The following is a 20,945-nucleotide window of genomic DNA, read 5'->3' as shown; positions in this document are numbered from 1 at the left end:
TCGATCACGGGCCCGCCGGCCGTACAACGATGGCCGAGCCGCACTGGTTTATCACCGTGCCGGAGCTTGAAGCGGCCGTGGCGGACTTTGTGCCAGTGGCTGAGGTGTCGGTCAAGGCGAGGGAGTTGACTTCGATGGCCGCGTTCGACTTCGCCGCAATGTTGGACGTTGCCTCAACCAGCTCAGTTGTTCCGGACGGTGGTGTGAACCCCGTGGTGGCCGAATTGGTGCCGTTCCTGGCGCCATGGGCCGTCAGAAGCAGCGCACCCGGCGTCACGGGCGTGATGGACGGGGCCCGGACATCCGGGTACGCCACCCCGCTGTTGGTATCGGTGGCGGGGGTTACATCCAGTGGTGTTGCCTGGTTTGCCCCCTGAACGGCAACGGTCGACCAGGCATATCGGGAGGCCGGTTCAGGGACGCTCGGCGCAGTGTCACCGGGCTGCATCACCCGGTACCAGACAGCTTGATGGGCTGAGGCGGAACTTGCGCTCGTGAAGTCGCCGACTGCCTGTGTCCAGCCCGCCGGTGCGGCGGTATTGGCGGACCCGGACACGGTGACCTGCGAGAACAGGAACACGGTGTCACCAGGCTGCCAGCCTGCCGGCAGGGTTGGCGTGTACGAACCCGACGCTGTCAGCTCCCCGGCTCCGGCCGCCGAAGACCGTACCGAGACCGCTGTCGGCGTCGGCGAAGTTGTCGTCGGCGTTGGCGTGGGGGTTGGCGTAGGCGTCACTGTCGGGGTCGGCGTAGGCGTCACTGTCGGGGTCGGCGTAGCCGTCACTGTCGGCGTAGGCGTAGGCGTAGGCGTCACTGTCGGGGTCGGCGTCGGGCTTGGCGACGGTGCCGGCCGGGTGACTGAGAAGCTGTCGGTGTATGTCCCTCCTGAGGCTCGTACGAAGGAGCCGGTCAGCGTCGTACTCGTCACGGACACCTTGAGGAAGCCATACGTCGGGTTGTTGTTGCTCCCCATGAAGCTCTGGAAGTACGGCGCCGTGGTCGTGTTGTTCTCACTGTTTAGCGACCTCCCGCCCGAACCCACGGTGGCCAGGATGGTTCCGGTGCCGGCGGCGAACTGCCCGGTGGGGTTGGTGTCGGCCACACAGTCGGGGTCAAAACTGGTGACCGGGATGTTAGGACAGTTGCTGTTGAGCGCCAGCGGGTAGCTGCGGGCATACGCATGGTCGTGCGCCTGCAGGTACAGATCCACCTTCTTGGACACCAGCATGTTCATCAGGTCAGGACTGGCGGCGCAGGGGTAGTTCACCATGGACAGGCAATACATGTGCATGCCCACGACGATGAACGGGATCCCCGCGGCGCGGGCCGAGTCGATCGCCGACGTCACGAACTTGTAGCCCTGGGTGCCCGACTTATAGGACCAGTCCAGGCTGCTGCCGCTGTACGTGAGCTTCGGGGACACCATGATCAAGCGGACCAGGGGGCTGCTGGCCGGGTAGTCCGTGTAGAACTGCTGGGCGTAATTTCCTATCGAGCCCAGCTGGTCCGGCAGGCACGAAGCGAAGTTGGACCACACACCATCGGGCCCGTCGTCCTCGTGGTTTCCGGTGATGAATTCATAGGGCATGGTCCCGGCGTGCTGCTTGACGAACGAGCACCAGGCAGACTCCGGGGTGATCTGCGAATAGGACAGGTCACCGAGATTGAACATGGCCGCGGTCCCGGAATTGCGGGCTGCATCAATCACCTTTCCGGTCACGGTGTTGCCACCGGTGTCACCGGCGAAACCCAAACTCACCGAAGTTGCGGCTGTGGCTTGGGAGTCCCTCGATGAAGCCAGGAAATAGACATTCGCAAGAACAAGGGCAGTGCCGAGCAAGATGGCCAGCAATCGGCCCAACGGGCGGCGCTTGTGAAGGTGGGTGCTCACTTACAGCTCCATTCGGTTGCGCGACGCAGCCCGTTGGCTGCGGCGGAGTAACCTATGACCGAGGTGGTGGCGCCCTGCCCTGAGATCGAGCTCGCAGACCCGGACACTCCCGCAAACTGCCCGTCAGAGCCCGGCGGCAGGATCCGGGCGCTCTTGCCGATCCACATCATCGCCTGGGGCCGCGAACCCTTGAAGGACGGCGAACTACCCGCTCCCACCGCGGTTCCCGCAGCGCCTGCGGCCGCACTGGAGGACGGACCGGCCGCCGCAGCGCCTACATCAGAGATTAGGCCGAGGGCGCCCCAGGCGACCGCATGGGTTCCCTCCGCCACAGCACTCTGGCCAAGCGCCTGACCGGTGGAATCAATCCCGAGCACCACACCACCCCGCCCCGTGAGTGTCGGCAACGCCCGCGGGGCGCCGTTCGGGGCCCACAGCACCGGCGTAGCGTCATCGCCGAGGGCCACCCCGCCGACCGTGCCGTCCGCGCCGACCGCAAAGGCATGACCGCCGCGGGCTCCGGCCGGGAGCGTGAGCTCGTGAGGCGCGGCGGCGACGGTGGACCAGGCAGCGGGGCGTTCGTCGTCGTCGGCACCCGGCCCGTCGGAATGCTCCTCGTCACCGATCAATGCGCCAACAACGATGCCGCTGTCCGAAACCATTGACGGGAGTGCTATGTCACCGGGGTTGACCGGGAGCGGGTGGTATTGCCCGTTCTGCCACCACCAGCCCACCAGTACCTGGTGTGCGGTGTCATACCCGGTGCCGACAACCACGCCGTCCCGGTTAACAGAGGAGGGGACCACCGACTCAAGCGGAATCGCCAACTGAGTGGGCTGGCCACCCCGCCACAGCACCGGCGCAGATTCGCCCGCAGCGGTGTCGGCGACGCCCACCACCAAGCCATTGCTGCTGCCCGATACCGCGTTGCTGCCCTGACCTCCCAGGCCAGGGAGCAGCCGGACCGAACAGTTCGCGGCCGGAAGCGGGTTGGGCCCGGCCGCCGTCGCGGCGACGGGCAGCATCACCAGGCCGCCTTCCGCCGCGAGCAGGACTGCTGTCAACAACGCCCCGGGCCGCAACTCCTTGAACCGGCCGCGCCAAGACGGGCGGCCTCCGCTGCCGGGCAAACCCTCGTTGGACATTCCTCGCTCTGACAATGTTGCTCCCCGGAGTCGAACCCCATGGTCCCCAGCACCACTTCCAGTGCGTCGACCGCTTCATGGCCGCACTGTCTTTCGAGACTAGATTGAGGTGGAGCGGCAGTCACGAGTAATGGGTACCTAGTTCAACGCAAGCCCACTACCTAGGGCCCAGCCAACCTCACAGCTGGAGGCACCTGCCCGCTGGGGATGTGCCGCCAAACCTTCCCCGACGACCCCGTTATGACTTACTACTGCCCCGGGGCCCGGTAGGACGGCGTCTTCTTGGCCGCTTCGTCCAGGTCCTCCACGCTGAGGAGCGGCTTGAGGCGCACGTTGACGTTCCCGGTGGAATTGATCAGCAGCGACAATGCTGCGGCACTGGCATCGTCCGGCACGTCAAAAACACCAAGGACGTCGTAATAGCCAAAGGCGTAGTAGAAGCTCTCCAGCGTCCCTCCGACGGACTTGAGGGCTTCGGTCAAGGCGTCCCGCCGCTTGGTGCCGCCCTCCTGCATGAGCCCCTTAATACCCTGGCCCACGTACGTTGCCTCGAACAGATACTTCGGCATGGTCTTTCCCTTCCCTATCTCCCGTCCTGTGGTCGCCGCGGGAACCAATGCCCGGGCGTATCCGGTGCAGGACGGAGTCCATGCGAGACCTGGATGTGATGGGACCGGCGCTCGTGTCCGTTGGAAAGCCCCCGGACGCGGGATGCCCCGTCAAGGCAGACGGTATTCCGGCCCCACGAAGCAGTCAAGATGCCGGGATACCCAACCTGGAGGGGTCCTGGCCGGCTGAAGCTACCGGAGGCCCAGCGTCACCACGAGGCCGATGACCACGGCGGCCACGACCCCCAGCGAGATGTAGAGCCCGGCCGTCATGGAACTCTTCTGCACCGCGGCGCCGGCGTTGGGGAGCGCCTCCTGCCACGCCTTGATGGCGTCCAGTCCCTGGTAGTAGGCGAACATCATCGCGGCGCCGCCGGCCGCGCCCGCAACGGCGCCCAGCCCGCCCGCCCCGCTCATGGCGGCTCCGGCGGACCCGGCGCGGCTCAAGCCGGTAGGGTCCGTGCGGCCGTCCGGGCCGGCGGCCATCTCGGCGAGCTGCCAGGGGGACGGGCTGGGCGACAAGGACGCGCCCACGCCCAAAATGTCGTACTTCCGGCCGTTCGCCGTGACCACCATCGTCCCCATGCTCGTGAACCGGACTGCGGCCTGGGGTGCCGGCACGGAAAATACCGGCACCCCGGCAGCGTCATGCATGCTGAACGTCCCCGCTCCGTCCATTGCCACGATCACAGGTACTGTCTTGGCTCCATTGATCATGCTCTTGCGCCAGTAGAGCAGGGACTTCATCGGCGACGCGGAACCTGAGGGTGTTATCTCCATGACCACAGCTTAGGCGGCGTGGCAGTTACGGGCGGAAGAGTTCCTCGAAAGTGCCCGACGTGGTGGGTGAGCAGGTGTTTTCCAGGCAGCCCAGGTGCCACATGTGCTCAATGGTGGAGAGCAGGGTGTAGTGGTCGGACAGCTGGTTGGTGGTCTTGTGCGGGCCGTCGGCTGAGTTGATCACGATGGCCGGCGCGTGGCCGCCGCCGAGGACAGCGCCATTCTGGCCCACAGGGCTTCCGGGGCCGCCGTCGGATCCGGAGTAGTCGTTCTCATCCCAGGCCAGGACAATGCTGGACTTGGTGGTCTTCCACGTCGGGGAGTCCATGATCTGCTGGACCGTTTCCTTGACGTAGTTGTCGCCGAGCTGGATGGCTCCGTGGTCCAGGCCGGAGTCCGGGTAACCGCATTGGGGCAGTCCGACGAGCGCGGCACCGGAGGGCGAAACCCCGTGCATGTCATGGCACTGGTTGGGGCTGATCCAGGTGAAGTTCGGCACGTTGCCGCTGGCCAGGTCGCTCTTCAGGTTGTCCTCCTGGGGCACGATGTTCTGCAGCCGCGGGCTGCCCGGGTAGTTAATATCCGAGAAGTACATGAACGGGTTGTGCTTCTGCGCGTACAGCTTGACCGTGCTGGAGCCGATCGTCGGTGCGTACTCGACCTGTGAGCCGGTGCTTGGCATGCTCTCCATGTACGCCTTCCAGCTCAGGCCCTTGTTCTCGAGCTGGTCAACGATGTTCTTCCCCGAAAACATATGCGGGGTGGCTGAAGCGCTGGCCGCCTGAGCCTGGGTGAGGAGGCCGGTGGCGCCGGGATCGCCGGAGCCGGGGATGAACTCTTCAGGGGCGCACGTGACATTCGCGCCGGCCTTGCAGTCATCCCAGATGCCCTGCGAGCTGCCGGAAATGGCTGCCAGGTAGTTGGGGAGGCTGGGGTGGGTCACGCCGTGGTAGTTGGTCGCGGTGTTGTAGCGCTGGGCGAGGCTGTTGATGTACGGCGCGTCGGCAGTGTTGCCGATGACCTGGTCGTACCCGTGGTTCTCCATCATGATGACGAAGACATGGTCAGGTCCGTTTTGGCCCTCCCCGCTGGCTTGCGCGGCAGCGTCCGACGACGGTTGCGCGGCTGCGGGGACTGCCGCGCCGGCGGTGGCAAGGCCAGTGAACGCGACGGCGGCAGCAAGGGCCGCGGCGCCTGTCCTGCGGTTCTTGAGTAGGTTGAGCATTGAACAATCCTTTCGATGACGCCCGCTGCGGGGCGCGTGAGTACGGGGAATGACGCTGGTGTGGGTCAGCGGCCCAGCTGGGGATCGCTGGTGAGCGGGCCGCCAGTTTCGAAGCGGCCGGCCAGGACGCGGACGAGCTTGGGGTCACCGGCCGACGTGACGGTGAGGTCGTACCAGCCGCCCTGGGTGGGGATGACGATGGTTTTGCCCTGTCCCGGGTTGAGCGCGAGGGTCTGGGAACCGGCGCCGTAGGCATCCTTGAGGGTCAGGGTGACGGCCGCGGCGCCCGGGTTGTCGATCCGGAACTGTGCGTGCGGGGACTTGCCGTCTCCGGTGACGCCCACTCGGATGTCCGCGGCCGTCGTCGTACCTGCGATCCGCCGGTACCAGCCTGACGGGCCGTGCATCTGCACGTCGTACTCGGCACCGAGCGCCCACGTGGCATCCAGCGATGCTCCTGCCCCGATGGTGTAGGAGTACGGGCCGGCCGGGAGCAGGTTGGAGCGGACCTGGACGTGCGCGCCCAGGGACCCATGGTTGGCCCACCGGGCGTTGAGCTTTCCGGCCTGGACGGTCGTCTCGACGTCCAGCGCGTAGCCAAGGGGGCGGGACGGGCGGGTGCCCTTTTCCTGGCTGGGCATTGAGTTCGACGCCGGAGGTACCGGCACGTAACTGGGGTGCCGGTTGTGGTCTACCGGCTTATACGAGGACGTGTCCGCCAGCGCCGGCGCGGCCCCACCCGCCTTGGAAAAGTCGAACGCGCTGGTGAGGTCCCCGCTGACGGCCCGGCGCCACGGCGTGATGTTCGGTGAAGCCACACCGAAACGGGCTTCGAGGAACCGCACGATCGAGGTGTGGTCGAACGTCTCGGAGCAGGCCCAGCCGCCCATGCTCCACGGGGACGCCACGATCATGGGCACCCGGACCCCCAGGCCGAAGTGCCCGGGGACGTCCTTATCACCGTAGAACGTGGGGCTGCCGTCGTACCATTCACCGGCAGTGGAGACCGTGGAGGCGCCGGGAATCTGCGGCGTGTTGGGGTGCGGCGGGACGATGTGGTCGAAGAAGCCGTCGTTCTCGTCGTACATGAACAAGACGGCCGTCTTGCTCCACACGTCGGGGCTGGAGGTGAGGATGTCCAGGATGTTGGCGGCGTACCAGGCGCCGAAGTTCGGCGGCCAGTTCGAGTGCTCCGAATACGCTTCGGGCGCCACGATGTAGGAGACCTGGGGCAGCGTGCCAGACGCGACGTCCTTGCGGAGGATGCTGAACAGGTCATCGCCGGCCTTGGCATTGGTGCCGGTCCGGGCTTTGTCGTACAGCGGGCTTCCGGGCTTCGCGTCCTGGTACTGCTTGAAGTACAGGAGTGAATTGTCGCCGTAGTTGCCGATGTAGGCGTCGTCAGTCCAGCCCTCATAGTGCGCCGGGTCAAGGCCCTCACCGATGTCCTGGTAAACCTTCCAGCTCACCCCGGCCTTCTCCAGCTCTTCCGGGTAGGTGCTCCACCAGTAGCCCTTCTCGCCGTTCCACAGGTCCGGGCCGCCGCCCTTCCGGTCGGGGTCGTCTCCGCCGGCGAACATGAAGTAGCGGTTCGGGTCGGTGGGGCCAAGGACCGAGCAGTGGTACTGGTCGCAGACCGTGAACGCGTCGGCGAGCGAGAAGTGGAACGGAATGTCCTGGCGGCCGTAGAACGCCATGGTCGCGTCCGTCTTCTGCGGCAACCACTTGTCGTACTTCCCGTTGTTGAAGGCCTCATGCGTGAGTTTCCACGAGTGGTCCAGGTCCTCCATGAACTGCATGCCAAGGTTCGGCGCGTCAGGGTGGAACGGGGTGACTTCGCGGGTGGAGTTCGCCTGGTGGAAGGTGTCCTTGCCTGACGGCAGAAGCGCCGGGTGCGGGTCCGCGAATCCGCGCACGCCTTTCAGGGTGCCGAAGTAGTGGTCGAATGCCCGGTTCTCCTGCATGAAGATCACCACGTGCTCCACGTCCTTGATGGAGCCGGTGGTCCTGTTGGCGGGGATTTCCGCCGCCCGGGCGATGCTCTGCCCCATCATCTGGGACAAGGCGGTTCCGGCCGCGCCTGCTGCCGAGAGTTGAAGAAAACGACGACGGTCCAAGCCTGCCATGAGGATGCTCCCTAGTGGTGTGTCTTTCCGGTGGCCCCCCGGCCGGAACTATTCCAGCCCTTGGTTACGCCACCGTGTACACGGACTGAACATCGCGGGGCCGGGGCACATTGTCTGCGCCCCGGCCCCTGCAGGTCGGCACCCGGCCCGGGTACCGTCGTCGTACGGCCTTCCCGGACGCTACTTAAGTTTTGGCACCAGCACCGGCGTGTTCTTCTTGTACGCCTCGTAGTCCGGCTGGCCGCCCCACTTCTTGTCCGCCTTCTTCTCCAGGGGCGGGACGCCGCTGCCCTTGGTGAGCAGCAGGGCCACGAACACCGGGGAGATCAGCGCCGCCCACTGCCAGCCCTGCAGCACGGGCAGCGCGATGATGGCCACCCCCACCCACAGGGTGATTTCGCCAAAATAGTTCGGGTGGCGGGACCTGGACCACAGGCCGGTGTTGATGAAGTGCCCCTTGTTGGCAGGATCTGCCTTGAAGCGGTTCTTCTCGATATCCGCCACGGTCTCCACGGTGATGCCCGCGGCCCACACCAGCAGGCCCACCCAGAAGAACCCGTCCAGGCCCACCTTCGTGTCCGAGGTGATGGCCACCCACGCCAGCGCCGCGGTGAGCACCACCCAGAGGCCCTGGATGGTCCAGGTGTTCAGGAAGCGGAAGAAGTCCGGCTTGAGCTCATCGAACCGGTCGTCCTTGCCGTGCTTGCTGATCCGCAGGAACAGGAAGCTGCCCAGCCGTGCGGCCCACAGCACCACCATGGCCGCCAGCAGCATTCCCCGCGCGTCGACGCCAGGGGAAGACAGCACCAGGAACACGGTGATGGAGATGTAGGTCAGGGCACCGGTGAGGTCGTAAAACTTCTCGGTCTGCGCCTTGAAGCTGGGAATGAACACCAGCCACTGGATCACGAATGCCGCGGCAACCCCGAGCGCAAACACCGGCAAGCCCCCAATGCGCGAGCCGCCCTGGCTGCCGGCGAGGGCAATGAGCACCGCCACCACCACCGCGATGATGCTACTGATAAGCGCCTTGCGGCTGTCTCCATTCATGAAACCCGGTCCTTTCACGGCCTGCCCGGTCCAGCGGCAGGATCCCCCATGTGCACTTTCGGGCACACCTACATCCAACAACGCCGTTGCGCCGTCCACCTAGTGTTCGGAGCGGCCGGCACGATGTATGGGCTCCGGCTTGAAATTCGACCGGCCAGGCCGTCCGGGCACCCCGCCAGGAACGAACCACCGATACCGCCGTCCCCCGATCCCAGGAGCCCAGCATGAGCCCCCGCACCAAGAACTGGCTGACCGCCTACGTTGTCAGTGCCGTGATTTTCGCCGTCCTGGACGTGGTGTGGATCCTGCTGGTAGCGAACCCGCAGTACCAAAGCCAGATCGGCCACCTGCTCGCGCCCAAGGCCAACCTCGCCGGAGCCGTCCTGTTCTATGTCATCTTCGTGGCCGGGATGGTGCACTACGGCGTCCGCCCCAACAGCCCCGATGCCACGGGACGCCAGCGCGTCACGGGCGCTGCCTGGTTCGGGTTCTTCACCTACGCCACATGGGCGCTGACCGGGCTCGCGGTGCTGAAGGATTTCCCTGCCGTAGTGGCACTGACGGACATTCTCTGGGGAGCCGCGGCCTGCAGCATCGTCACCTGGGCCACCGCCACCTTGCTGCGGCACCGGCTCGGCCGCCCCGCCGCAGCGTGAGGGCCGGCGCCCGCGTCACGGACGGCACGCTTTAGACCAAGGAACGACGGCGGAACCCCGGAAAGCCGGGACCCGCCGTCGTCCGCTCCTGCTAAAGCCTGCTCTGCGTGACGCGAGACCGGGCGCAGGGCTCACCCGAACAGCGCCGCCACCTGGGTCAGCGTCTGGAAAACCCCGTACGCCAGCGGGATCCCCACCAGGATCCAGCCCAGGACCAGCCTGCCGGTGGACCGTCGTACGGGTTCGTGCCCGTTATGGGTATGTGCTGTGGTCATCTCAGGCCTCCATGGCTGGTTCGTGCCGCGCGGAGCGGGGTTCGTGGAATCGGGCATCAACGGGGGTGACCAGCAGGTTGGCCACGAAGCCCACCACCAGCAGGGCCACCATGGTCAGCAGCGCCGGCTGGTAGGACGCGCCGGTCAGCTGGCCTGGTTTCCCCTGCGCGTCCAGGATGCCGTTCACGATCAACGGGCCGGCAACCCCGGCCGCCGACCAGGCCGTCAGCAGCCGGCCGTGGATGGCGCCCACCTGGAACGTCCCGAACAGGTCCCGCAGGTACGCCGGCGCGGTGGCGAAACCGCCGCCGTAGAACGAGATGATCAGGAACGCCAGCACCACATAGAGGAACGTGGCGGTGGCTCCGGCCAGCGCCAGCACGGTGTACAGGACCGCGCCGACGCCCAGGTACACCATGTAGATCCGCTTGCGGCCGGTGATGTCCGAGGTGGCGGACCAGGCGAACCGCCCCGCCATGTTGCCGATGGACAGCAGCCCCACGAAGCCGGCGGCGACGCCGGCGCTGACCAGGGACCCACCTTCGGCCTTCCGGAAGAAGTCCTGGATCATGGGCGCCGCCTGCTCCAGGATGCCGATGCCGGCGGTGACGTTGCAGAACAACGCCACCCATACCAGCCAGAACTGCCGGGTCTTGATGGCGTTCTTCGCGGAGACGTTCTCCGTGGTGACCAGCTTGGCCGCCTTGACCCGGGCGGGGTCGAACCCGTCCGGGCGCCAGCCGTCAGCCGGGACTTTGATGGTGAACGCGCCGAACAGCATGTAGGCGAGGTAGACGACGGCGAGCGTCAGGAAGAGCTTGCCCACGGCATCGCCGCTGGCCACCCAGCCCTGCGCGCCGGAGTTGGGATCGTAGGCCTTGAGGAGCGCCTGGGACACAGGGCTGGCGATGAGCGCTCCGCCGCCAAAGCCCATGATCGCCATGCCGGTGGCCAGGCCGGGGCGGTCCGGGAACCACTTGATGAGGGTGGACACCGGCGAGATGTAGCCTATGCCAAGCCCGATGCCGCCCACCACGCCGTAGCCCAGGTAGACCAGCCAGAGCTGGTGCGTGAAGATGCCCAGGGAGCCGACCAGGTAGCCGCCCACCCAGAACATGGCCGAGGTGAACATCGCCTTCCGCGGACCGTTCCGGTCCACCCACGTGCCCATGACCGCGGCGGAGAGCCCCAACATCACGATGGCGATGGAAAAAATTACCCCGATCTCGGTCAGGCTGGCGCCGAAATGCTTGACCAGCGCGGTCTTGTACACGCTGGTGGCATACGCCTGGCCGATACAGAGGTGGACGGCGAGCGCGGCCGGTGGAACAAGCCAGCGGTTGAAGCCCGGCGGGGCGATGGTTCGTTCACGGTCCAGGAAGCCCATGATGATTCCCTTGCTCGGTGGAAGACGACGGTGTCCAGAGGCGAAGGGCCCGGCCCGTTGCCTCCGGCAATCATCATGCAAATCATCAGCAAACGTACTGTTGGCGCGCCGACCGGTAGTGAATTTACGGCGAGCGGCGCCACGCGACGCGCCACAGGCCGCCGAACGTCCGGTGAACTCTGTATGAACGGAGCCCATTTCCGCCCCGGGCCGCAACCTCGCCGTGATCTACTGGTGAACGCGAACCATACCGACCAGTAACTTACGGTCCGGCGATCGGCCCAGCGTGGGGGGCGTGCCCGCTTCGCCGTCCTCCATGACGGACAAGGAATCTGACGTGAATCTTTCGAGACGCCGCTTCTTCGCAGCAGGCACCGCTGCCGCCACCACGCTGGCCGCCGGCAGCACGCTGCGGGCAGCCGCAGCGGCACCCCCGGCGCTCCCGGCTCCCGGCGACTCGGGCATCGAGCACATCATCGTGGTGATGATGGAGAACCGCTCCTTCGATCATTTCATCGGCTGGATGCCCGGGTCCGACGGCAAGCAATCGGGCCTGGGCTACACCGACCGCTACGGCATCCCGCACTCCACCTACCACCTGACCGACTTCCAGGGCTGCGGCCATCCGGATCCTGACCACTCCTACGAGGGCGGCCGGATCCAATACAACAACGGCAAGAACGACGGCTGGCTCCGGGCGGGCGAAAACGACGAGTTCGCCGTGGGCTACTACGGTGCCGAAGACCTGGACTTCTGGCGCCAGGCCGGCCCCGACTGGACGGTCTGCGACCGCTACTTCGCCGCGACCATGGCCGAAACCTACCCCAACCGGTTCTACCAGCACGCCGCCGCCACCGACCGGATCCACAACTCCACCGCCACCAGCACCCTTCCCACCATCTGGGACCGGCTGGCCGCTGCAGGCGTATCCGGCAAGTACTACTACGGCGACATCCCGTTCACCGCGCTGTGGGGGGCCAAGTACCAGGGCATTTCCCACCCCTACGCGCAGTTCCTCACCGACTGCTCCGCGGGGGCCCTGCCCGCAGTGTCCTTCGTGGACCCGCGGTTCACCGACGAAGGCTCCGGGACCTCCGGCGATGACCACCCGCACGCCGATATCCGCTCCGGCGAAACGTTCCTGGCCGAGGTCTACAACGCCGTCACATCAGGGCCGGGCTGGGCCAACACCATGCTGGTGGTCAACTACGACGAGTGGGGCGGTTTCTACGACCACGTCGCGCCGACGACGGCTCCTGACACCAACCCCGACACCTCGCTGCGGGGCTTCCGCGTGCCGTCCCTGGTGGTCTCGCCCAGGGCACGGCGCCGGTACGTCACCCACGATGTCTACGACCACACCTCGGTCCTGAAAGCGATCGAATGGCGCTGGAACCTGCCGCCCCTCACACCCCGCGACCAGGCCGCCCGCAATATCGCAGAGGTCCTGGACTTCGGCGCCCCGGCCAACCTGGCCGCCCCCAAATACCTCGTTCCGCCCTTCGTGGCCGGTCCCGCCTGCACCCCCGTGGGTCCGCCGCCGGCCGAAGAATGGTCGGGCCTCAAAGACAAAGCACTCGCCGACGGATGGAAACTCCCGTGACAATGAAACTCCGTGCCGCCACAGCGGCCATCGCCGTATTCGCCGCCGCCATCCTTGCCGGGGCGGCAACGCCGTCCCAGCCGGCCGCCGCGGCCCCCGCTCCCGCCCCCGCTCCGGCCACCGCTCCGGCGGCCCAAAACTACCTGCCCGGCGCCAACCACGTCTTCGTCATCAACCTCGAAAACAAGGGCTACGACGAAACCTGGGGCCCGGCGTCGGCCGCCCCGTACCTTTCCCAGACCCTGCGCAGCCAGGGCGTCCTGCTGAACCAGTACTTCGGCACGGCGCACAACTCCCAGCCCAACTATGTGGCGCAGATTTCCGGCCAGGGACCCAACCCGCAGATGCAGGCGGACTGCCAGACCTACACCCCGTTCGTCGGCAGCGGCACCGCCAGCCCCGGCCAGGCAGTGGGCGACGGCTGCGTTTTCCCGGCCGGCGTTCCCACGGTGGCCGGGCAGCTCAAGGACGCCGGAAAATCCTGGAAGGGGTACATGGAGGACATGGGCACCCCTTGCCGGCACCCCGCGCTGGGCGCCGTCGATGACACGCAGAAAGCCAAGGTGGGCGACCAGTACGCCGCCCGCCACAACCCGTTCGTCTACTTCGCCGGGATCACCGGCTCGCCTGACTGCGCCACGAACGACGTCGACCTCTCCGCCTTGCAGACCGACCTCGCCTCAGCTGCCACCACGCCCAACCTGTCCATGATCACGCCCAACCTCTGCCACGATGGACACGATTCCCCCTGCGTGGACGGGCAGCCCGGCGGCCTGGCCAGCGCTGACGCCTGGCTCAAGCAATGGGTTCCGGCCATCACCAACTCCCCGGCGTTCAAGCAGGACGGCGTCCTGGTGATTACCTTCGACGAATCCGACGGGCCGCAGTCGGACGCGAGTGCCTGCTGCGGCGAGGGCCCAGGCCCGAACACGGCCCTGCCGGGCATCACGGGCATGGGCGGCGGACGCGTCGGCGCCCTGGTCCTCTCCCCGTTCACCAAGGGCGGCACCTGGTCCACCACGCCATACAACCACTACAGCCTGCTCGCCAGCATCGAGGACACCTTCGGCCTGCCCTACCTGGGTTACGCCGGGACGCCCGGGCTCAACCGGTTCGGCCTGGACGTGTACAACGCAGGCGTCTGAGCCTGACGGGGCTGCCTGCCTCCCTTCGAATGGACCCGGCAACGGACGGCAGTGCACCGTTTGCCGGGTCCATTGCTGTTCCGCGGCCGATGCGTTATGGCGATGTTAGGAAAGGGTGGCGGCAAGGCGCATAGTTAGGACATGACAAGCCCTTACACCCGCGGCGATTCCTTCAGCAGCGAGGCTTCCCGGAAGCACATCAGGCAGGCGCTCACGGACTTCGGGGCAACGGACATCCTGTTCACCCAGCGAGGGGACCGGAGCGCGGTGGCGTTCAGGGGCGCCGGACGGCAATTCCGGATTGTCATGCCGTTGCTGCAGTCAGATGGCGCCCTGGCCATTCGCGGGGACATCGCAGACAGCCGGGTCCACGAAGCCAACGCGAAAATCCTCGAACGCGCCAACCGCAAATCATGGCACGCCCTGGCCCTGGCCATTGACGCCAAACTCGGAGCCGTGGCCGCGGGGATCGCCTCCCTCGAATCGGAATTCCTGGCCCACGTGGTGCTCCCCGGAAACCACACCGTGCTGGATGAACTCGCATCCGTAATCGAATCCGCTTACCGTTCCGGCCGGCGCCCGGCCTTCGGCGGCCCAGTTCCGCATCCCGGCCTGGAAGACGCGCTGATAAGCGTAGACTCAAAGTATCTCGGGAGATCGTGACAGGACATCCGTTGCCCCGAAAAAGAGCCCGATTCCCGGTTGTCTTCCAAGGCGGCCGGCGTGCTCCGTACCGAGTAGCCTCGAGCCGGCGCAGCAGGGAATCGGTACGACGAGGGGCCGCACCACAACACCGGCCGGAACGGCATCCGTTCACCTCCACTGCAGCCGATCCGGACCCGGATCCCCTGCCCCAGCCACTCCGCCCCGCGTCCCGGGCTCCGGCGGTGCACCCTTCAGAACGCTGGTAGACACCATGACCACCACCCAAGACTCTGTTGTACGCGCCGATTCGGCGCTGTCGCTCAGCGGAGTCCTCGCATCCGCGTTGCCGCATGCCCTGGGCACGGCCCAGGGCCCCACGCGGTACACCGTTCCGGCGGTGTTTTCCCGCCGGCCGCAGCCCCGGGAAGTCGATCTGTTGCACGGGGAAGCTACGAAACAGCGCCTGGCCGACTCCGGGTACAGCGATGTGGAACTCCAGGTCTCGGACCGCCGCCTCCTGATCACCAACACCAACCTGGTGGATCTCAAAGCGGGCCTGGCCCATCTTGTGGGAATGATCCTGCGCGACATCTCAGCCCAGGCGGCCCAAGAACGGACCGACCGCAATCACGAACTGGAAGCGTCGGGCCTGGTGGAGGAAGAACGGCTGGAGTCCCTGCGCAAGGCCGCCGCAGACATCCACTTCGATTAAGCCTTGCCCGACAATTTCCGCTCAGATCAGTGCAGCCGCTGGCGAGGGCGCCAACGGAGATCCCCACGGTGGGACGACGCTGTGCCAGGAGGACGTGGACTTCATCCGGATGAAATCCCATGAGGCCGGCCCAAAACCTGACCACACGTTCTTCGACTCCGTGCAGCCGTAGGCGGTCCCCGGGGTACTGCCACCCCGGCGGCAGTGCCCCGCTGCCGTGTCCGGACGGCCTGAAACTTCAGAGGGTGGCCAGGGCTCCCTTGGCGCTTTCCACCAGGACGTGGGTTCCTGCCTCGACGCAGACCACCTCACCGTCGATCTGGCACGGAACTGTATCGCGGGTGGAGAAGGCATAGCGGCTGACGCCCGGTTGAGGCCCCAGCCCCAGGGTGACCGCGCGGAGCGTCATCAGGGCCATCTTCGTCAGGCCGGCGTGGGGCAGCGTCACCACCTCGAACCGCCCATCGTCCGGATAGTGCGACTCGCTGACGGTGCCGTACTTGGCCATGCGCGAGACGTTGGCCAGGATCAGGCTGTCGAACCGGGCGGTGGCCCCGTCATCCCGGACAAGCTCAAACGGCTTCAACCTCGAGAGCGTGCGGGCTACGGAGACCAGCTCCAGGACCTTACCCTTGCCGCCCTGTTCAATGCCGATGGCCATCAACGAGGTCAGCCCGAACCCCACATAGGAATGCGCGTACAGGACCCGTTCCCGCGTTCCGATGCCGAGGGTGATCCGCAGCAGGTCGATGCGCCGGCCTCCACCGGCTGACACGGCTTCCGCGAAGGTTCGCACCGGCAGGCTCCGGTAGTGGTCGTTGGCATTACCGGCGGGAATGACCGCGCAGACGGCCTTACTGCCGGGCACGTCCATCACGCCGTTGACCACCTCGTTGTACCCGCCGTCCCCGCTGACGGAAAGGATGAGCGGCGTGCCCCGGCCCGCAACGCCCCGGGCAAGTTCGCGGGCGTGCCCGGCAAACTCCGTGGGCAACAGCTCAACGGGCAGGCCCGGCAGGTCTGTGGCCAGGTCCCGCTGCAATGCCTCGATCCGCTGGCCCATCCCGGGCCGGCCCGGATTGAAGATCAGGACGGCACGGTCATAGGGTGCGGCAGGTGCTCCGTCATCGGCCATGGCGTAGGTGTTCTCCGGGTTCCTGGTGCGGGAGGCTCCAGCCTAACCCGCGGTGGCCGTCAGCCCCATCACCCCTGCAGCCGCTGCCGGTAGTTCCGTGGCGTCTCGCCCGCGTCGTTGAGGAAGTGCCGGTTGAAGTTGGACAGGTTGGAGAAGCCCACCTCGTAGCAGATCTCGGACACGGGCTTGTCACTGCGCTCCAGCAGGCGCCGGGCGTGCGCCAGGCGCAGCTTGCGGACCAGGTCGCTGAAGTTCTGCCCCGTGGCCCGCTTGAAATACTTCGAAAAGGTGGGCTCCGGCATGCCCACCAGCGCCGCGGCTTCGGACATCCGCACGCTGCCGGCGTGGTTGCTGAACACGTACTCCAGGACAAGGTCGACGACGGCGGCAGCCTGGCCGTCCAGCTGCGGCCTGAACCAGGCTTCGGCCAGGTAGCGGCGGTCGCCTTCCGGCGCCCCGGCAAGGACCGCGAACAGTTCAAACAGGTGTTGCAGCCGCTCCAGGCCGGTGGTTTGGCCCATGGTTTCGATAGCCGCTGCTGCCGCCACGGCGGTGTGGCCCAGGAATTCGATGCCCCGCGCCGACTGTTCCAGGAGCGGCCCGACCTCTGCGAGTTCGGGGACCAGGGCGGATGCCTGCTCCACCCACTTTCCGTCGAACTGGATGACGGCGTCCCGGTTCTCCAGTACCTCGCCCGGTTCCAGGTCGCTGACCCAGTCGTGCGGCAGGCCCGATCCCACGATCGACACATGGCCCGCCTCGAAGGTGCCGATGTGGTCCCCGACGATGAACTTTCCGGTGCCTTTCCGGATGAGGTGGATCTCGTACTCCGGATGGTAATTCCACCGTGCCACGGGGCTGGGGTAGCTGTGCTGGTGCCACCGGACCGAGTGGTTGGGATCCGGCGGGATCACCTCACGGTTGGCCCGCATGCCCAGCAGCCTCTCAGCCAGCCGGGCGGTGGCTTCCTCGGCACTGTCAGCTGTGGCCATGGTGGTCTCCGTGCATCGGGGGGTTATGAATTCTGGACAGCGCCCGGGCCGCCTTGTCCCAGAGTAGCGGGTGACGCGCCATCGCGGTGCGGAAAATAAGTATCAGAAATTCGCAACCAGGGCGCTAGTTGTGACCTTCGCCGCACCCCTAACCTTGAGGAACACCAGCACGGCGCATCGGGATTCCGGTGGCTGGCCGCGCTCCAACCGGGCACCCCGACGCAGCAGTCGGCGGGCACCGGTCCCGCATCTTCCTGAAGAACAAAGGAGTCCTTAATGCGCCCGAAAACGCGCGCTGCCGTCCTCTCCGCCGGGGCACTCTGCATTGCTTTGAGCGCCACGGCATGTGCGGGAGCCGGCGGAGGTAATTCCGCCGGCAACCCGAACAGCATCAACGTACTGATGGTGAACAACCCCCAGATGGAGGACCTGCAGAAGCTCACCGCAGACAACTTCACCAAGGAAACCGGCATCAACGTGAACTTTACGATCCTGCCGGAGAATGATGTCCGGGCGAAGATTAGCCAGGAGTTCTCCAACCAGGCAGGCCAGTACGACGTCGCCTCGCTGTCCAACTACGAGATCCCGTTCTATTCCGCCAATGGCTGGCTGGCCCCACTGGACGGCGTGGCAAAGGAGCCCGGTTTTGACCAGGCGGACATCCTCCCCGCGTACACGGCATCCCTGACGGGTACCGACGGCAAGCTCTACGGCGAACCGTTCTACGGCGAGTCCTCCTTCCTGATGTACCGCAAGGACATCCTGGCGGCCAAGGGCCTCACCATGCCGGACAAACCCACGTGGGACCAGGTGGCGGACATCGCGGCGAAGGTGGACGGCGCCAGCCCCGGCATGAAGGGCATCTGCCTCCGCGGCCAGCCCGGCTGGGGCCAGGTCTTCGCCCCCTTGACCACCGTGGTGAACACGTTCGGCGGCACCTGGTTCGACAAGGACTGGAACGCCCAGGTCGACAGCCCCGAATTTACGGCCGCCACCGAGTTCTACACCAACCTGGTTCGCCAGCACGGGGAAGCAGGTGCTGCGCAGGCCGGCTTCACCGAGTGCCTGAACAACATGAGCCAGAGCAAGGTGGCCATGTGGTACGACGCAACCTCCGCCGCCGGCGCCCTCGAAGCCGACGCTTCCCCCGTCAAGGGCAAGATCGGCTACGCCCAGGCACCGGTGAAGCAGACCAAGTCCTCCGGATGGCTTTGGACCTGGTCCTGGGCCATGCAGGCGGCGTCCAAAAAGCAGGATGCGGCAGGGAGGTTCATCGCCTGGGCCAGCTCCAAGGACTACGAGCAACTGGTGGCGTCCAAGCTCGGCTGGGCCAAGGTCCCCTCCGGCAAACGCGTCTCCACGTACGAGAATGCCGAGTTCCAGAAGGCTGCCCCGTTCTTCACCGCGGAACGGTTCGCCATCGAGAACGCCGACCCCAAGAACCCCGGCACCCAGCCGCGTCCCGCCGTCGGCATCCAATTCGTCGGCATCCCCGAGTTCGCGGCGCTGGGCACCAACGTCTCGCAAGGCGTCAGCTCGGCCATCGCCGGCCAAGGCACCGTGGCCGACGCCCTGGCAAAGGGCCAGGAAGCCGCCCGGAAAATCGGCAACAAATACAAGCAGCCCTAACCGAACCGCAGGAGAATCCCATGACTACCGCAACGGCGCGTATCTTCCGACCGGGACACACCGCAGCCAAACCCGCACGCAGCGCCTCGTCTCGTGAACGTGCCCTGAACTGGGCACGCCGCGCACCGCTGCTCCCCGCCCTGGTCTTCCTTATCGTCGTCACCCAGCTCCCGTTCGTGGTGACCCTGTTCATCTCGTTCCTGAACTGGAACAGCCTGAGCCCCACCAAGACCGCCTTCGCCGGCCTGGAGAACTACGTCACGGTCCTCACCGACCCCGACCTCCGCCAGGCCATCGTCACCACCATCGTCCTCACCGTCTCCGTAGTCCTGGCCAGCCTGCTCATCGGGCTCGGCCTGGCACTGTTGCTGGACAAGAAGTTCCTCGGCCGCGGACTGGCGCGCACCCTGCTGATCGCACCCTTCCTGGTGGTCCCCGTGGCCGCCGCCCTGATCTGGAAGCACGCCCTCCTGAACCCCGCCTACGGGCTGGTCAACGGGATCCTCACCTGGATCTGGTCCCTCTTCGGCAGCAGCACCCCGCCCCAACTGGACCTGTTATCGCAGGCGCCCCTGGCCGCCGTCGTCGTCTCCTTGGTGTGGCAGTGGACGCCGTTCATGATGCTCATCCTGCTCGCCGGCCTGCAGTCCCGGCCCATGGACACCGTGGAAGCCGCCCAGATGGACGGCGCCACCCCCTGGGCGATCTTCCGGCACCTGACCCTGCCGCACCTGCGCCAGTACCTGGAACTCGGCGGCCTGCTGGGTGCCATCTACATCGTGCAGAACTTCGACTCCGTCTTCACCCTCACCGCCGGTGGACTCGGCACCGCCAACCTGCCCTACGCCATTTACCAGACCTTCTATTACGCGAACGAGTACGGCCTGGCCTCGGCGGCCGGCGTCGTGGTGGTCATCGGCACCATCATCGTGGCCACGTTCGCACTCCGCACCGTCTTTTCGCTCTTCAAGAAGGAGGCAGCACGATGAGCACCCTCACTCCCGCAGCGGCCCGGCGCAACCCACCGATCACCGCTGCTCCCAATGGCCGCCGCGGCAAGTCCCGGATGGACCCCACCCGCAACAACACCGCTGCCGGGCTTGCGGCCTGGCTCCTGGCTCTCCTGTTCGCGTCCCCGGTCGTGTGGATGATCCTGACCTCATTCCACTCCGAGACCGATGCGGCGACCAACCCGCCGTCGGTGGCCGCGAACCTCACCCTGGACGCCTACCGGGAATTCTTCGGCGAAACCTCCGGCGTCAGTCCCTGGCCGTCCCTGATCAACTCCGCCACCGCCTCCATCCTGTCCACGGCGCTGGTGCTGGTGCTGGCCATCCCGGCGGCGTACGCACTCTCCATCCGGCCGGTGAAGAAGTGGACGGACGTGATGTTCTTCTTCCTGTCCACCAAGATGATGCCCGTGGTGGCTGCGATCCTGCCGCTCTACCTGTTCGCCCGCACCGTCGGTGCCCTGGACAACATCTGGTTCCTGATCCTGATGTACACCTCCATGAACCTGCCCATCGCGGTGTGGATGATGCGGTCCTTCCTCGCCGAAGTCCCGGAGGAAATGCTGGAGGCGGCCCAGATCGACGGTGCCAACCTCCTGCTCATCCTCCGCAAGGTCATCGCCCCGGTGGCCATGCCCGGGATCGCCGCCACCGCGCTGATCTGCTTCATCTTCAGCTGGAACGAACTGCTCCTGGCCCGGGTCCTCACCGGCGTGGTGGCAGGCACGGCGCCCGTCTTCCTCACCGGCTTCGTCTCCGGCCAGGGCCTTTTCCTCGCCAAAGTCTGCGCGGCCGCCGTCGTCATCTCCCTGCCGGTGCTGTTCGCCGGCTTCGCCGCGCAGGACAAACTCGTCCAGGGCCTCTCCCTGGGCGCAGTGAAGTAGCCGGCCCACCAGCCAAACACCCCCTCGATTTCAGCAAAGGATCCCCG

At 66.3% G+C, this 20,945-nt stretch carries 19 protein-coding genes; 8 read left to right on the top strand and 11 right to left on the bottom strand.

What is annotated here, in order from left to right:
* Positions 1 to 4: 4 nt before the first annotated feature.
* The 7 genes from ACFVVC_RS18230 to ACFVVC_RS18200 all read right to left on the bottom strand — a co-directional run bounded on the left by ACFVVC_RS18230 (position 5) and on the right by ACFVVC_RS18200 (position 8,825).
* The gene (locus ACFVVC_RS18230) at positions 5 to 1,891 is read right to left on the bottom strand and encodes a hypothetical protein (protein WP_387456397.1); all 1,887 of its coding nucleotides are present in this window, start codon (positions 1,889 to 1,891) and stop codon (positions 5 to 7) included.
* Positions 1,888 to 3,036, bottom strand: coding sequence for a hypothetical protein (locus ACFVVC_RS18225; protein ID WP_387456394.1), 1,149 nt, complete (start codon positions 3,034 to 3,036; stop codon positions 1,888 to 1,890). Before ACFVVC_RS18225 ends, ACFVVC_RS18230 begins: the two co-directional genes overlap by 4 nt.
* 248 nt (positions 3,037 to 3,284) lie before the next feature.
* Entirely contained in the window at positions 3,285 to 3,605 is a 321-nt protein-coding gene (locus ACFVVC_RS18220) for a GYD domain-containing protein (protein WP_387456391.1), read from the bottom strand.
* Between the two features lie 231 nt (positions 3,606 to 3,836).
* Positions 3,837 to 4,424: a hypothetical protein gene (locus ACFVVC_RS18215; RefSeq protein WP_387456388.1), complete on the bottom strand. Its 588-nt coding sequence runs from the start codon at positions 4,422 to 4,424 to the stop codon at positions 3,837 to 3,839.
* 25 nt (positions 4,425 to 4,449) lie between these two features.
* Entirely contained in the window at positions 4,450 to 5,649 is a 1,200-nt protein-coding gene (locus ACFVVC_RS18210; RefSeq protein WP_387456386.1) for an alkaline phosphatase family protein, read from the bottom strand.
* A gap of 65 nt (positions 5,650 to 5,714) precedes the next feature.
* Positions 5,715 to 7,775 (bottom strand): phosphocholine-specific phospholipase C, encoded by a 2,061-nt coding sequence (locus ACFVVC_RS18205; RefSeq protein WP_387456383.1) that lies wholly within the window; start codon positions 7,773 to 7,775, stop codon positions 5,715 to 5,717.
* A gap of 180 nt (positions 7,776 to 7,955) precedes the next feature.
* The gene (locus ACFVVC_RS18200; RefSeq protein ID WP_387456380.1) at positions 7,956 to 8,825 is read right to left on the bottom strand and encodes a DUF1295 domain-containing protein; all 870 of its coding nucleotides are present in this window, start codon (positions 8,823 to 8,825) and stop codon (positions 7,956 to 7,958) included.
* Positions 8,826 to 9,049: 224 nt separating this feature from the next.
* Between ACFVVC_RS18200 and ACFVVC_RS18195 the strand changes: the two genes are divergently transcribed.
* Positions 9,050 to 9,481 carry a DUF2177 family protein gene (locus ACFVVC_RS18195; RefSeq protein ID WP_387456377.1) on the top strand — a complete coding sequence of 144 codons (432 nt, stop codon included), beginning with the start codon at positions 9,050 to 9,052 and terminating at the stop codon, positions 9,479 to 9,481.
* 131 nt (positions 9,482 to 9,612) lie between these two features.
* Here the strand turns inward: ACFVVC_RS18195 and ACFVVC_RS18190 are convergent, their stop codons facing one another.
* Positions 9,613 to 9,756 carry a hypothetical protein gene (locus tag ACFVVC_RS18190; protein ID WP_387456375.1) on the bottom strand — a complete coding sequence of 48 codons (144 nt, stop codon included), beginning with the start codon at positions 9,754 to 9,756 and terminating at the stop codon, positions 9,613 to 9,615.
* Position 9,757: 1 nt separating this feature from the next.
* Positions 9,758 to 11,143 carry an OFA family MFS transporter gene (locus ACFVVC_RS18185; protein ID WP_387456372.1) on the bottom strand — a complete coding sequence of 462 codons (1,386 nt, stop codon included), beginning with the start codon at positions 11,141 to 11,143 and terminating at the stop codon, positions 9,758 to 9,760.
* Between the two features lie 337 nt (positions 11,144 to 11,480).
* Between ACFVVC_RS18185 and ACFVVC_RS18180 the strand changes: the two genes are divergently transcribed.
* The 4 genes from ACFVVC_RS18180 (at position 11,481) to ACFVVC_RS18165 (ending at position 15,248) form a co-directional block, all read left to right on the top strand.
* Positions 11,481 to 12,746, top strand: coding sequence for an alkaline phosphatase family protein (locus tag ACFVVC_RS18180; RefSeq protein WP_387456370.1), 1,266 nt, complete (start codon positions 11,481 to 11,483; stop codon positions 12,744 to 12,746).
* A gap of 2 nt (positions 12,747 to 12,748) precedes the next feature.
* The gene (locus tag ACFVVC_RS18175; RefSeq protein WP_387456606.1) at positions 12,749 to 13,891 is read left to right on the top strand and encodes an alkaline phosphatase family protein; all 1,143 of its coding nucleotides are present in this window, start codon (positions 12,749 to 12,751) and stop codon (positions 13,889 to 13,891) included.
* Positions 13,892 to 14,032: 141 nt separating this feature from the next.
* On the top strand, positions 14,033 to 14,554 hold the full coding sequence (locus ACFVVC_RS18170; protein WP_387456367.1) for a hypothetical protein: 522 nt from the start codon (positions 14,033 to 14,035) through the stop codon (positions 14,552 to 14,554).
* Positions 14,555 to 14,807: 253 nt separating this feature from the next.
* Positions 14,808 to 15,248: a hypothetical protein gene (locus ACFVVC_RS18165; protein ID WP_387456364.1), complete on the top strand. Its 441-nt coding sequence runs from the start codon at positions 14,808 to 14,810 to the stop codon at positions 15,246 to 15,248.
* Between the two features lie 238 nt (positions 15,249 to 15,486).
* Here the strand turns inward: ACFVVC_RS18165 and ACFVVC_RS18160 are convergent, their stop codons facing one another.
* Together ACFVVC_RS18160 and ACFVVC_RS18155 are read right to left on the bottom strand one after the other, a co-directional pair.
* A complete protein-coding gene (locus ACFVVC_RS18160; RefSeq protein WP_387456362.1) occupies positions 15,487 to 16,383 on the bottom strand; it encodes a diacylglycerol/lipid kinase family protein in 897 nt (298 codons plus the stop codon).
* A 68-nt stretch (positions 16,384 to 16,451) separates the two neighbouring features.
* On the bottom strand, positions 16,452 to 17,375 hold the full coding sequence (locus tag ACFVVC_RS18155) for an AraC family transcriptional regulator (RefSeq protein ID WP_387456359.1): 924 nt from the start codon (positions 17,373 to 17,375) through the stop codon (positions 16,452 to 16,454).
* A gap of 276 nt (positions 17,376 to 17,651) precedes the next feature.
* On the opposite strand from ACFVVC_RS18155, the gene ACFVVC_RS18150 reads away from it, so the two are divergent.
* From ACFVVC_RS18150 to ACFVVC_RS18140, 3 genes are read left to right on the top strand one after another with little or no spacing between them, the layout of a single operon-like run.
* Positions 17,652 to 19,004: an ABC transporter substrate-binding protein gene (locus tag ACFVVC_RS18150; protein ID WP_387456356.1), complete on the top strand. Its 1,353-nt coding sequence runs from the start codon at positions 17,652 to 17,654 to the stop codon at positions 19,002 to 19,004.
* A gap of 20 nt (positions 19,005 to 19,024) precedes the next feature.
* Complete coding sequence (locus tag ACFVVC_RS18145; RefSeq protein WP_387456353.1) at positions 19,025 to 19,993, top strand: carbohydrate ABC transporter permease; 969 nt, start codon at positions 19,025 to 19,027, stop codon at positions 19,991 to 19,993.
* Positions 19,990 to 20,898: a carbohydrate ABC transporter permease gene (locus ACFVVC_RS18140; protein ID WP_387456350.1), complete on the top strand. Its 909-nt coding sequence runs from the start codon at positions 19,990 to 19,992 to the stop codon at positions 20,896 to 20,898. Before ACFVVC_RS18145 ends, ACFVVC_RS18140 begins: the two co-directional genes overlap by 4 nt.
* Positions 20,899 to 20,945 lie beyond the last annotated feature (47 nt).

The sequence above is a fragment of the Pseudarthrobacter sp. NPDC058196 genome, from assembly GCF_042882685.1.
Taxonomy (GTDB): Bacteria; Actinomycetota; Actinomycetes; order Actinomycetales; family Micrococcaceae; genus Arthrobacter.
The sequence above is the reverse complement of the archived record's forward strand: the minus strand, read 5'-3'. Positions and strand labels throughout refer to the sequence as shown.

Excerpts from the sequence above, each read along its gene's own strand:
- ACFVVC_RS18225 (WP_387456394.1), bottom strand. The coding sequence starts at position 3,036 with ATGTCCAACGAGGGTTTGCCCGGCAGCGGAGGCCGCCCGTCTTGGCGC.
- ACFVVC_RS18220 (WP_387456391.1), bottom strand. The coding sequence starts at position 3,605 with ATGCCGAAGTATCTGTTCGAGGCAACGTACGTGGGCCAGGGTATTAAG.
- ACFVVC_RS18215 (WP_387456388.1), bottom strand. The coding sequence starts at position 4,424 with ATGGAGATAACACCCTCAGGTTCCGCGTCGCCGATGAAGTCCCTGCTC.
- ACFVVC_RS18210 (WP_387456386.1), bottom strand. The coding sequence starts at position 5,649 with ATGCTCAACCTACTCAAGAACCGCAGGACAGGCGCCGCGGCCCTTGCT.
- ACFVVC_RS18205 (WP_387456383.1), bottom strand. The coding sequence starts at position 7,775 with ATGGCAGGCTTGGACCGTCGTCGTTTTCTTCAACTCTCGGCAGCAGGC.
- ACFVVC_RS18200 (WP_387456380.1), bottom strand. The coding sequence starts at position 8,825 with ATGAATGGAGACAGCCGCAAGGCGCTTATCAGTAGCATCATCGCGGTG.
- ACFVVC_RS18195 (WP_387456377.1), top strand. The coding sequence starts at position 9,050 with ATGAGCCCCCGCACCAAGAACTGGCTGACCGCCTACGTTGTCAGTGCC.
- ACFVVC_RS18190 (WP_387456375.1), bottom strand. The coding sequence starts at position 9,756 with ATGACCACAGCACATACCCATAACGGGCACGAACCCGTACGACGGTCC.
- ACFVVC_RS18185 (WP_387456372.1), bottom strand. The coding sequence starts at position 11,143 with ATGGGCTTCCTGGACCGTGAACGAACCATCGCCCCGCCGGGCTTCAAC.
- ACFVVC_RS18175 (WP_387456606.1), top strand. The coding sequence starts at position 12,749 with ATGAAACTCCGTGCCGCCACAGCGGCCATCGCCGTATTCGCCGCCGCC.
- ACFVVC_RS18170 (WP_387456367.1), top strand. The coding sequence starts at position 14,033 with ATGACAAGCCCTTACACCCGCGGCGATTCCTTCAGCAGCGAGGCTTCC.
- ACFVVC_RS18165 (WP_387456364.1), top strand. The coding sequence starts at position 14,808 with ATGACCACCACCCAAGACTCTGTTGTACGCGCCGATTCGGCGCTGTCG.
- ACFVVC_RS18160 (WP_387456362.1), bottom strand. The coding sequence starts at position 16,383 with ATGGCCGATGACGGAGCACCTGCCGCACCCTATGACCGTGCCGTCCTG.
- ACFVVC_RS18155 (WP_387456359.1), bottom strand. The coding sequence starts at position 17,375 with ATGGCCACAGCTGACAGTGCCGAGGAAGCCACCGCCCGGCTGGCTGAG.
- ACFVVC_RS18150 (WP_387456356.1), top strand. The coding sequence starts at position 17,652 with ATGCGCCCGAAAACGCGCGCTGCCGTCCTCTCCGCCGGGGCACTCTGC.
- ACFVVC_RS18145 (WP_387456353.1), top strand. The coding sequence starts at position 19,025 with ATGACTACCGCAACGGCGCGTATCTTCCGACCGGGACACACCGCAGCC.
- ACFVVC_RS18140 (WP_387456350.1), top strand. The coding sequence starts at position 19,990 with ATGAGCACCCTCACTCCCGCAGCGGCCCGGCGCAACCCACCGATCACC.